Here is an 11,209-nt window from a genome sequence, read left to right on the forward strand (position 1 = left end):
GTCGGACAGCAAGGAGGACTGACGCATGGCTGAAGAACAGAAGACAGAGTCCGCCGGCGCCGCCGAAGCCGAAGCGCTCGACCTCGGCGAATTCTCCTCGCTGCTCGAGAAGGATTTCCGCGTCAAGGACGCCGAGAGCGACAAGCTGCAGTCGCTGGTCGCCAACCTCGCCGTGGCGGCAAAGGAGAAGTCGGGCACCGCGACGATCTCGGGCAACGCGGTGAAGTCGATCAAGTCGCTGATCGCGGGCATCGACCAGATGCTGTCGAAGCAGATGAACGAGATCCTGCACGCCCCCGAGGTGCGCGAGATCGAGGGCACCTGGCGCGGGCTGCACTACCTCGTGAACAACACCGAGACGGATCAGAAGCTGAAGATCCGGGTGATGAACATGAAGAAGGACGAGCTGGCCGATCACCTCGAGGATTACGAGGGCCAGATGTGGGACCAGTCCGCGGTGTTCAAGAAGATCTACTCGGACGAATACTCGATGTTCGGCGGCGAGCCCTTCGGCGCCATCGTCGGCGCCTACGAGTTCAGCCACAAGCCCAAGGACGTGGGCATGCTGCGCAACCTCAGCGGCATCTGTGCCTCGGCCCACGCGCCGTTCATCGCCGCCGCCGCGCCGCAGCTCTTTCGCATGGAAAGCTGGCAGGAGCTGCCCAACCCGCAGGATCTCGAGCAGATCGTCTCGAGCCCGGAATATGCCAGCTGGCAGTCGCTGCGCGAATCCGAGGATGCGCGCTATATCGGCCTGACCATGCCGAGGGTGCTGGGGCGTCTGCCCTACGGCGCCGAGACGGTGCCGGTGAAGGGCTTCGACTTCGAGGAAGAGCTCGACGGTCAGCACGACCATTACGTCTGGATGAACGCGGCCTTCGCCATGGGCGTGAACATCAACCGCAGCCACAAGATTTCGGGCTGGGGGACGCAGATCCGGGGCGTGGAATCCGGCGGCACGGTGATGAACCTGCCGGTGCACACCTTCCCCACGGATGACGGCTCGGTGGCGATGAAATGCCCCACCGAGATCGCCATCGACGACCGGCGCGAGGCGGAACTCGCCAAGCTCGGCATGATGCCCATCCTGCACCGCAAGAACACCGACGTGGCGGCCTTCATCGGCGCCCACTCGCTGCAGGATGACGAAACGCGGGCCGGCCGGCTGGTCGACCCCGATGCGCAGGCGAACGAACGCCTGTCGGCGAACCTTCCGTATCTGTTTCCGGTCAGCCGGTTCGCCCATTACCTCAAAGCCATCGCGCGCGACAAAGTCGGAAGTTTCAAGGAACGCGCCGATATGCAGGTTTGGCTGGGAGAGTGGATTAACCGCTATGTCCTCGCCAATCCGGCCATGGCCGACGACAAGGCCAAGGCCCGAAGACCGCTTGCTGCCGCTGAGGTGCAGGTGGACAGTGTCGAGGGACGTCCCGGGTATTACAACGCCCGCTTCTACCTTCGGCCGCATTACCAGCTGGAGGGGATCAATGCGAGCCTGAGGCTCGTCTCCGAGCTGCCCTCCGTCAAATCGTAGCACTGACTTTGAAGCAAATGGAGAGGTAGAATGGCATTTACCGGCTATCTGAAAATCCCGGATATCGACGGCGAGTCGCAGCGCGCCGAGCATGAGGAAGAGATCGACATCACCGACATCATGTGGTCGGTCGAGCAGGCCGCCACGGCGCAGACCGGCCGCGGCCGGGCGCGCTCGCGCGCCGAGGTGTCGTCGCTCTACTGCAAGAAGGTCTACGATGCCTCCTCGCCCTACATCGCGCTTGCCGCGATGCAGGCCAAGAGCTTCAAGGACGTGATCGTGACGGTGCGGCGGGACTCGGGCGATGCCCATCTCGACTACCTCACCATCACCATGACCAACACCATCATCTCGAAATACGAGATCGAGGGCAAAGGTCGGATCACCGACTCCGAAGGGGTCGAGAGAGAAGGTCAGGAGCTGCAGGAAGCCATCGGCTTCGCGTTCGAGAACATCAAGATCAAGTACATCGTCCAGGAGGAGGATCACTCCGCCGGTGACGAGCACGAGATCGAGTTCGACATCGCCATGGGGGCCTGAGGCTCGCCGATGAGCACCCCTGATGCCCGAAAGTAGCAAGTCGCAGGCTGTCTCCCGGCAGGAAGCTGTCCAGCCGTCCCTTTGGGACCGATTGGTCAATGACCTGCCGGGGCTTTCGGCCGAGGCCGACGCGCTGACCCGCGATCTCGCGGCGGCGCTGGGCTCGGTGGAAGAGGTCGGCGCGTTGCTCGAGGGCGGCCTGCGCGGCATCGAACGCCGCGACGGCCTCGACGACGAGACCCGCATCCTCGCGCGGCGTCTGTTCGGGCTGCGCGCCCGGCAGAAGATGCTCGAGGACAGCGGCATCGTGGTCACTGCGGATGTACTGCGCGAAGCGGTGCGCCGCGACATCGAGATATTGTTCAATACCGAGCGGCTGGAGGCGGACTTCTTGCTCACCGAGCGCGAAATGCTGGACCACGAGAGCCCCGGGGATCTCCTCGCGGAGTTTCCCGAGGTGCGGCGCAGCGTGCTCAATTACGGCGTGCCGTCCTTCTCGGGGCGCAACGGGCTCGATTTCGACCCCGACGCGCTCGGGCGCGAGCTGAAGCTGGTGATGAACACCTTCGAGCCCCGGCTCAAGCGCGACAGCGTCAAGGTCAAGGTCGAGCGCTCGGCCAAGGCCGGGCTGGTGATCCAGATCGAAGGCACGCTGCTGCTCTCGCCGGTGCCCGAGCGGCTGCGCCTGTCGACCACCATCGACCTCGACAACGGCAACGCCCGCACCACGCTGGAGGACCGCTGATGGATGCCGTCTTCCTCGATTATTACGAAGAAGAGCTTGGCCATATCCGCGGGCTGGCGCAGGAATTTGCCGCGCTGCATCCCAACGTGGCCCGGAACCTCGCGCTCGACGCGGTGCCGTGCCCGGATCCTTACGTCGAGCGGCTGCTCGAGGGCGTGGCTTTCCTTGCCGCGCGCACCCGGCTCAAGGTCGATGCCGAGGCCAGCCGCTACGTGCGCAACCTGCTCGACATGCTCTATCCCGACCTCGCAGGCCCGTCGCCGGCGATGTCGATGGCGCGCATGGGGCCGGGGCCGCAGGTCGAGCGCATGCTCGACGGCTACCGGATGAAGCGCGGCACCCGGCTGGTTTCGGGCCTGCGCGAGGGGCTGCAGACCCGCTGCACCTACACCACCGCGCAGGAGGTGCATCTCTGGCCGATCAAGCTCGGCGCGGTGCGCTACCTGCCCGATCGCGGGGCGCTGGCGCAGGCCGGGGTGAGCCAGGCGCTGACCCGCGAGGCCTCGGCCGGGCTGCTGATCGAGATCGAGCGGCAGGGGGCGGGGGCGCTCTCCGAGCTGTCGCTCGACCGGCTCGACCTCTATCTCGGCACCGGGGCGCGCGGCGGCGCGCTCTTCGATGCGGTGTTCGGCTTCGGGGCAGGGGCCGCGGCGCGGCCCGCCGACGGGCGCACGCCGTTCCGCGCCATCGGGGCGCCGCAGATGGTGGGCACCTCCGACGAGGAGGCCTTGCTGCCGCGGGTGCGGCCCTCGTTCGAGGGCTACCGGCTGCTGCGCGAGTATTTCCTGATGCCCGAGCGCTTCCATTACCTGCGCCTCGACGGGCTCGCCCCGGTGATCCGCGCCTGCGACAAGGGCAAGGCCGAGATCGTGGTGCTGCTGAGCCAGGAGCGCGGCGACCTGTCGAGCACCTCGGCGCAGGATCTGAGCCTCTTCGTGAGCCCGGTGGTCAACCTCTTCGAGCACGAGTGCAACCTTGTCGAGCTGCGCCGCAACCGCTCGGCCCATATCGTGCAGGCTGACCGAACCCGCCCCAAGGATTACGAAATCTACCGCCTGCTGCGGGTCGAGGATGCCGAGACCGACGGGCCGCAGGCGCGGGTCAAGCCGCTGTTCTCGACGGAGGTCAGCGCCGACAGCGGCTTCGTCTATTCCGCCGAGCGCCGCCCGCGCCTGCCCGACACCGAGGAGGTGCGCCGCGGCCAGACAAGGTCGAGCTATTCGGGCGACGATTTCTACGTCTCCATCGGCCGCCCGGCGGGCGGCGAGGCGACCAGGCCGCTGCGGCGGCTCGACGTGCGGGCGCTCTGCACCAACCGCGACCTGCCGATCCTCGACGACATGCCAAGGCTCACGCTCGAGACCGGCGATCCGGTGCAGGAGATCCGCCTGCTGCGCAACATGCGCCGGCCGCGCCCGTCGCTGCGCTCGAGCCTGCCGCACGGGGCCGGGGGCGAGGGCCAGCTCGATCACCTGACATGGCGCTGGATCACCCAACTCGGCCTCAACCACATCTCGCTGACCGAGAGCCGCGAGGGCGCCGAGCCCCTGCAGGCGCTGATCTCGCTCTATGCCGATCGCGGCGACCCCAGCCTGCGCCGCCACGGCGAAAGCGTCGAGGGCATCGAGGCGCGCTCGATCGTCGAGCGGCTGCAGCGCTCCGGGCCGATCTGCTTCGGACGCGGCACCGAGATCACCCTTCTGGTCAATGACCAGATGCTCTCGGGCGGCAGCGATCTGCTGCTCTCTGCGCTGTTGTCGCGGCTCTTTGCCCGCCACGCGGCGATCAATTCCTTCATCCGGACCCGCACGAAACTGACCCATCAGCAGACGGAGGTGACATGGCCGATGACGCCGGGCACACGCGCGCTGATCTGAGCGCCGCGCCCCCCTCGGCGGAAGAGATCGCCGAGATGGATTTCTTCGAGCTGCTGCGCCAGCTCGAAACCGAGGAGCGCCGCTTTGGCCGCTCGGGCGATGCCGCGCGCGAACCGGCGCGGCTCGGACAGTCGGCGCGGATGAGCTTTGCCACCTCCGATCTCGCGGCTTTCAGCCCGGCCCGGGGCACGCGCCCGGCGCAGGTCACCGTGAACGTGCTGGGGCTGATCGGGCCCGAGGGGCCGATGCCGCTGCACATGACGCGCTGGATCCTGCAGCGCCTGTCGAACCGCTGGTTCTCGGGCGAGAGCGAGGGCGTCACTGCCGACACCTCCTTTCTGGAGTTTGCCAACCTGCTGCAGCACCGGATGATGGCGCTCTACTGGCGCGCCTGGGCCGACACCCGGCCCGAGATCCACATCGCCCATGGCGATGGCGAGCGCATCACCGCGATGCTGCGGGCCATGGCGGGGATCGGGCTTCCCGGCGAGATGACCGGCGACAGGCGGCTCGACGGCTCCAAGCTGCACCACGCCACCTCGCTGGCGCAGGAGGTGCGCAGCCCGGAGCGGCTGGCGCGCTTCCTCGAGACGGTGCTCGAGATGCCGGTGAGCATCGACGAGTTCTCCGGCCACTGGATCGAGATCCCCGCGCCCCTGCAGACCCGGGTGGGGCGGCAATATTGCGGCCTCGGCACCGGCGCGGTGGTGGGGGCGCGCAGCTATGACCGGCAATCGCGCGCCGAGATCCGGCTCGGGCCGCTGACGCTGGCGCAGTTCACCACCTTCCTCGACGATGCCGATGCCTGGGACCGGCTGCGCCACGCGGTGGTCTTTGCCATGGGGCGCGACATCGATTTCGGCCTGCGTCTCGTGCTGCGCGCCGACGAGGTGCCCGAGGCGCGCATCGGCATGGGCCGGCTGGGGCAGACGCTCTGGCTCGACCCGGTCGCGGGGCGCGACGGCGACGAGCTCTGCTTCGGCAGCATCACCGAGACCGCGGGCACCGCGGCGGGAGGGGCGTCATGAGCCTGAGGCTGGTGATCGAGGCCGCGCCGCGGCCGCAGGCGGTGACCGAGATGGTGTTCGAGGGCGGGCGGCTCAGCATCGGGCGCAGCGACGATGCCGACTGGCAGCTCGACGATCCCGAGATGTTCGTCTCGCGCCGTCATTGCATCCTGTCCGACGAGGACGGGCGGGTCATGGTCACCGATGCCTCCTCGGGCGGGCTTTTCATCGACAACGCCGCCAACCCGGTGGGGGCTGGCAACGCGGTGCCGCTGGAGCCGGGGATGCGGCTGCGGCTCGGCGATTTCACCCTGCGCGTGGAGAATGCCAGCGCCAGCCCTCCGCTGTCCGGCGGGGGCACCGTGGCGCCGGCGCGGGTGCAGTCCGGCGGCTTCGATTTTGGCCCACCAGAGGAGGTCGCGCCGCCCCCCGAGCGCCCGGCCTCGCTGCCCGATCCTTTCGGGCTGCGCCGCGACGGCGGCGAGGCGCTGAGCTGGGAGAAGGAAGAGCCCAAGCCGCCGCGTCCGCTGGATCAGGCCGACCCGTTCGAGCTCGACCTGCGCGGCGCGCCGTCGCAGAGCGCACCGCGTCGCGAGGAGCCACGCCGCGAGGAAGAGCCCTCGCGCCAGCGCGAGCGGCCCGGGCGGGGCTATTTCTTCGACGAGGATGCCACCGCCGTGCGTGGCCCCGAACCCGAGCCCGAGCCCGCCCCGCAAGAGGCGGCGCCGCGCCGTTCGGATCTCTTCGCCGATCTCTCGGCGGGGCTGGCGCCTCCGGTGGCGCAGGTCGAGGAGCCCGGGGAGCCGGACGAGGACGAGTCTCCGATCCTGTCGGCGGATTTCTCCTTCGGCCCGCCGCCGACGCCGGTGCAGGAGAGCACGCCTGAAATCGCGCCCGCGCCCGAACCCGAACCGGCCCCGGAGCCAGAACCAGAACCGCCGGTCGCCGCCGTCGCGCAACCGGTGGCCCGCGCGCCGGAGCCTCCGACGCCTCAGCCTGAACCCGCAGCGCCCCCGGTCGCCGCCGAGCCACCTGCAGCGCCCCCGGTCGGCGCGCCACCCGCGACAGCCGGGCAGGGCGACCGCCTCGAGGCGCTGTTCCGGGGCATGGGGCTCGACCCCGCGGGCCGCGAAAACTGGAGCGACGAGGAGATCGAGCGCATCGGCAAATCCATGCGGGCCATGGTCGAGGGCGTCATGCTGCTGCTGCGGACCCGCGCCAAGGAGCGCCAGAAGGTCCGCGTGGCGCAGACCATCATCGCAAGCCAGGACGTCAACCCGCTGAAATTTCTCGCGACATCCGAGGAGGCGCTCGAGGCGCTGATCCGCCCGCGCGGACGCGGCTACCTCGCCCCCGAGCCGGCGCTGGCCGAGGCCTTCCGCGATCTCACCGACCATCAGGTGCGCACCTGGTCGGCGCTGCAGACCGCGCTGCGCCGCATGGTCGACAAGTTCGATCCCACCGAGATCTCGCGCGAGATGGAGGATGTCGGACGGCTCGAGAGCCTGATCGCGGGCGGCCGCAGCGCCAAGCTGTGGCAGCTCTATGAAGAACGCTATCGCGAGATCGCGCGCTCGGCCGAGGAGCAGTTCCTCGGCGAGGTCGGGGCGGATTTCCGCGATGCCTATGAAAACCAGAGGAGGGACTGACATGCTGATCCATCGCCGCAATTTCCTGATCATCGGCGGCTGCGGGCTGGCGCTCGCGGGCTGCATGGAAAAGGCCGCACCGGTGATGACCGTTCGCGTCACCGGCGCGCCCGGGATGAACCCCGGCCCCGACGGCGCCGACCGTCCGGTCACCGTGAGCGTGCTGCAGCTCTCGGGCTCAAGCGCCTTTGACGCAGCCGATGTCTTCGCGCTGCAGGACCCGGCCTCGGCGCTGGGCGGCGAGCTGATCAAGTCCGACCAGATCGTGCTCGCGCCAGGGGGCAGTGCCACCCGCGCCATCACGCTGCAGACCGGCGTCACCACCATCGGCGTCACCGCCGGCTTCCGCGACCCGGCGGGCAAGATCGTGCGCCGCAAGATCGCCGCGCCCGCGGCGGATACCGCGGTGATGATCTCGGTCGGCAGCGGCGGCCTGAGCGTGACCACCGCCTGAACGAAAGGACCCGCATGGCAAACAGGAACAAGGTCGTCTGGTCCGAGGGGCTTTTCCTTCGGACCCAGCACCTGCAGCAGCAGGACCGGCACGCGGCGTGGCAGCTGTGGCAGGCGCTCGAGGCGATGCCGCTGCAGAGCTTCGGCTTCACCAAGCTCGAACTGGACCCGGTGGCGCTGGAGACCGGGCAGATCGCCATTGCCGAAGCGCAGGGCGTGATGCCGGACGGCACGTTCTTCTCGATCCCGCACGACACCGCCGAGATCGAGCCGGTGGGCGTGGTCTCGCAATCCGGGGCGGGGCTGGTGCATCTTGCGGTGCCGGCGGTGGCCACGGATGCGCCGCAGATCGATCCGGCCCACGCGCCGGCTTCGGGCACGCGCTATCGCGGCCGCATGGTGACGGTGCGCGACGAGATCCGCGACGGCTCGGATCCGGTCGAGCTCGAGGTGGCGCAGCTTGCGCCCAAGCTCTTGCTGCCCGAGGACGAGACCCGCGGCTATGCCACGCTGCCCATCGCCCGGCTCGAGGGGCTGAGCGCGGATGGCTCGGTGCTGCTCGACGCGGGTTTCCTGCCGCCGGCGCTGAACACCGGGGCGGTGCCCTGGTACGGGCGCCTGCTCAAGGAACTGGTGACCGGCATCGACCGGGTGGCCGATGCCCATGGCGGCATGGTGCTGGGCGGCACCGGCGCCTCGATGGAGAACCTGCTGATCCTCGAGGCGGCCAACAGCGCGCGGCAGCGGCTGGCGCACATGCTGGCGCAGGACAATTTCCACCCCTCCGAGCTTTACATGGAGCTCGCCGCCATCGCCGGGCGGCTGGCGACCTACGGCGCCTCGGCGCGGCGGCTGGGCGAGATGCCGCCCTACGATCACACCGATCCGCAGCCGGGCTTCGGTGAGCTGGCCGACACGCTGCGCTCGCTGGTGCTGTCGCTGCGCCATGTCGAGCCCAAAAGCCGCGCGCTGCGGGTGACGCGGCATTCCGAGAACATCTGGACCGTGCGCATCGACAATCCCGAGATCATCCGCACCAGCCGCATCGTGCTGCGGGTCGGCGGCGATCTGTCGGAGGCACTACTGCGCAAGATGTTCGTCGATCAGGCCACGGTGGGCGCGGCCGATGATTTCGACGCGCTGTGGAAGTCGCGCCTGACCGGCATCCCGCTCAAGCCGCTCGGCTCGCAGCCGCGCGAGATCCCCTATGATGGCGAGCGGCTCTGCCTCGAGCTCGACCGCAGTTCGACCCACTGGGCCTCTCTGGCCGAGGCGCCGGGCTTCGTGGTGGGGGTGGCGGGCAAGCTGGAGCGCGAGCCCGAGATTGATTGCTATGCGGTGAGCCGGTGAGATGAGTGACGAAGATCCATTCGGGCTTGAGAACGACGCCGGACGCACCCGCATCCGGCCGCGCCCTGCCGCGCGCCAGCCCCAGAGCGCGCCGCAATACGACCCAGTGGTCATGCCCGAGGGTGGCGGATCGGTTCGGCTGCGCGGCGGCCGGGCGAGCGCCAACCCGCTGGTCAATTCCTACGCCGCGCTGCTGGGCTTTGCGCCCGAGCTCGAACGCGCGGTGCCGCCCGAGAACCCGGATCTGCTGCGCGTGCGCCTGCACGAGAACCTCACCTATGCGCGCGATGCCGCGGTGACCGCAGGCGTCACGCTGACCCGCGCCGATCAGGGCGCGTGGTTCGTGGCGGCGCTGCTCGACGACATCGCGCTCAACACGCCGTGGGGCGGGGCGAGCGGCTGGCCGCGCCATCCGCTGGTGGTGCAGATGTATGGCGATATCGACGCGGGCGAGCGCTTCTTCGAGCTGGCAGAGGGGCTGGTGCGCTACCCCGAGCGCGACCCGGAGCTGCTCGAACTGGTGTTCCTCTGCCTGTCGCTGGGCTTTCGAGGCAAGCACCGGCTCGATCCCGGCGCGGGCGAGGCGGCGCTGGGGCAGCTGCGCGGCCAGATGGCCCGCATCCTGCGCGACCGCGACAGCGAGGACGCGCCGCTCTCGCCGCATTGGCAGGGGGTCAAGGCCGAGGACGAGGATCGCGGCTTCATCGTGCCGCTCTGGTCGATCGGGCTGATCGCGGTGGCGCTTGTCGTGGGCATCTACGTGGCGCTGGGCATGAGCCTGTCGAAGCGCGGCGAACAGCTGTTCTCGGTGGCAGGGCTGCTTCCGCCGACCGAGCGGGCCGAGATCTTCCGCCCGGTGATCGAGACCGTGGAGAGCCCGCAATTCACCGCCGACCCGGTGGTGATGGAGCTGCTGCCGCTCTTTGCAGAGGCCGCGCCGTCCAACAGCGCTAAGGCGCTGACCGGGCGCGAGGACGTGTCGCTTGCGGTGGTGGTGATCCAGGCGACCCAGCCCGAGGTGTTCCGCTCGGCCAAGGCCGACATCAACGAGATCTACAGCCCGTTGGTGGGCTCCATCGCGCAGGTCATCAAGGACAATATCGAGTTCATCGGCGCGGTGCGGGTGGTCGGCCATACCGACAGCATCCCGGTGCAGACCTCGAACCCGTTCCGATCCAATCAGGGGCTGAGCGAGGCGCGGGCCAAGACCATCGCCGACATGCTGCGCGCGCAGGGCGTTCCGGCCGAGCTGGTAAGCTCCGAAGGCCGCGCCGCCGAGGATCCGATCGCCGACAACGGCACCCGCGACGGGCGCGCGCGCAACCGCCGCGTCGAAGTCATCCTGCAAAAGAAGGTGTGAGCGGATGGGAGTGCTCAAGGCGATCTTCCGGTTCCTGTTTTCCCGCTTCCTGTGGACCCTGATCGGCATCGCGGTGCTCTGCACGCTCATCTGGTTCTACGGGCCGCTGGTCAGCATCGGCTCGGCACAGCCGCTCGCCGGGGAACTGGTGCGGGTCATCGTGATCGGGGTGATCCTGATCCTGTGGCTGCTGTCGATGCTGATCCGCCAGATCCGCGCCGCCAAGGCCAACCGCGCCTTCGTGTCCGAGCTTGCCGCGCCGCCGCCTGAATCCGCGATGGCCCCGGGCGAGGAGAACCTCGCCGAGGTCAGCGCCAAGTTTCATGGCGTGCTCGAGCAGATGAAGCGCTCCAAGCTTGGCGGGCGCAAGTTCCTGCGCGACATGCCGTGGTACGTGTTCATCGGCCCGCCGGGCACCGGCAAGACCACGGCGCTCCGCCAGTCGGGGCTGCATTTCCCCATCGACCTATCGGACGATCTCAAGGGCATCGGCGGCACCCGCAACTGCGACTGGTTCTTCACCGAGGATGCCGTGCTCCGAGCACAGTTTTTCAAGAAGCTGCCGAATTTCCCGCTCCGCCGCCCTGTCGGCGATCGTCACCGGACTGTCGTCGGACTTGTCCTCAACAGCCACACCACTCCGAAAGTGGGGACGGATGACCGCGCCGCTGGCGTCAGCAAGTTGATTGGCAAT

11 protein-coding genes are annotated in these 11,209 nt (G+C 68.8%); 9 read left to right on the top strand and 2 right to left on the bottom strand.

From position 1 onward, the window contains the following. Positions 1 to 25 precede the first annotated feature (25 nt). Genes tssC through icmH form a run of 9 tightly spaced genes read left to right on the top strand, consistent with a single transcriptional unit; the run spans position 26 to position 10,515 of the window. Positions 26 to 1,534, top strand: coding sequence for a type VI secretion system contractile sheath large subunit (gene tssC, locus AC6RA4_RS17530; RefSeq protein WP_500162558.1), 1,509 nt, complete (start codon positions 26 to 28; stop codon positions 1,532 to 1,534). 30 nt (positions 1,535 to 1,564) lie between these two features. After that, positions 1,565 to 2,074 carry an Hcp family type VI secretion system effector gene (locus AC6RA4_RS17535; RefSeq protein WP_500162559.1) on the top strand — a complete coding sequence of 170 codons (510 nt, stop codon included), beginning with the start codon at positions 1,565 to 1,567 and terminating at the stop codon, positions 2,072 to 2,074. A gap of 22 nt (positions 2,075 to 2,096) precedes the next feature. Next, positions 2,097 to 2,819 (top strand): type VI secretion system baseplate subunit TssE, encoded by a 723-nt coding sequence (gene tssE / locus AC6RA4_RS17540; RefSeq protein WP_500162561.1) that lies wholly within the window; start codon positions 2,097 to 2,099, stop codon positions 2,817 to 2,819. After that, a complete protein-coding gene (gene tssF, locus AC6RA4_RS17545) occupies positions 2,819 to 4,696 on the top strand; it encodes a type VI secretion system baseplate subunit TssF (protein ID WP_500162563.1) in 1,878 nt (625 codons plus the stop codon). The genes tssE and tssF overlap by 1 nt, the downstream gene beginning before the upstream one ends. Then, entirely contained in the window at positions 4,660 to 5,724 is a 1,065-nt protein-coding gene (gene tssG, locus AC6RA4_RS17550) for a type VI secretion system baseplate subunit TssG (RefSeq protein WP_500162564.1), read from the top strand. The genes tssF and tssG overlap by 37 nt, the downstream gene beginning before the upstream one ends. Continuing rightward, positions 5,721 to 7,352 (top strand): type VI secretion system-associated FHA domain protein TagH, encoded by a 1,632-nt coding sequence (gene tagH, locus AC6RA4_RS17555; RefSeq protein WP_500162566.1) that lies wholly within the window; start codon positions 5,721 to 5,723, stop codon positions 7,350 to 7,352. The genes tssG and tagH overlap by 4 nt, the downstream gene beginning before the upstream one ends. Before the next feature lies 1 nt (position 7,353). Continuing rightward, positions 7,354 to 7,806, top strand: a complete 453-nt coding sequence (tssJ, locus tag AC6RA4_RS17560; protein ID WP_500162567.1) for a type VI secretion system lipoprotein TssJ — start codon at positions 7,354 to 7,356, stop codon at positions 7,804 to 7,806. A 14-nt stretch (positions 7,807 to 7,820) separates the two neighbouring features. Further along, a complete protein-coding gene (gene tssK, locus AC6RA4_RS17565; protein WP_500162569.1) occupies positions 7,821 to 9,155 on the top strand; it encodes a type VI secretion system baseplate subunit TssK in 1,335 nt (444 codons plus the stop codon). 1 nt (position 9,156) lies between these two features. After that, positions 9,157 to 10,515, top strand: a complete 1,359-nt coding sequence (gene icmH, locus AC6RA4_RS17570) for a type IVB secretion system protein IcmH/DotU (protein WP_500162571.1) — start codon at positions 9,157 to 9,159, stop codon at positions 10,513 to 10,515. Here icmH and AC6RA4_RS17575 read toward each other — a convergent pair. Both AC6RA4_RS17575 and AC6RA4_RS17580 read right to left on the bottom strand, forming a co-directional pair. After that, entirely contained in the window at positions 10,493 to 10,969 is a 477-nt protein-coding gene (locus AC6RA4_RS17575; RefSeq protein WP_500162573.1) for a hypothetical protein, read from the bottom strand. The genes icmH and AC6RA4_RS17575 overlap by 23 nt on opposite strands. Before the next feature lie 12 nt (positions 10,970 to 10,981). Beyond that, positions 10,982 to 11,149 carry a hypothetical protein gene (locus tag AC6RA4_RS17580; protein ID WP_500162575.1) on the bottom strand — a complete coding sequence of 56 codons (168 nt, stop codon included), beginning with the start codon at positions 11,147 to 11,149 and terminating at the stop codon, positions 10,982 to 10,984. Positions 11,150 to 11,209: the final 60 nt, after the last annotated feature.

The organism is Salipiger sp. (assembly GCF_059781815.1).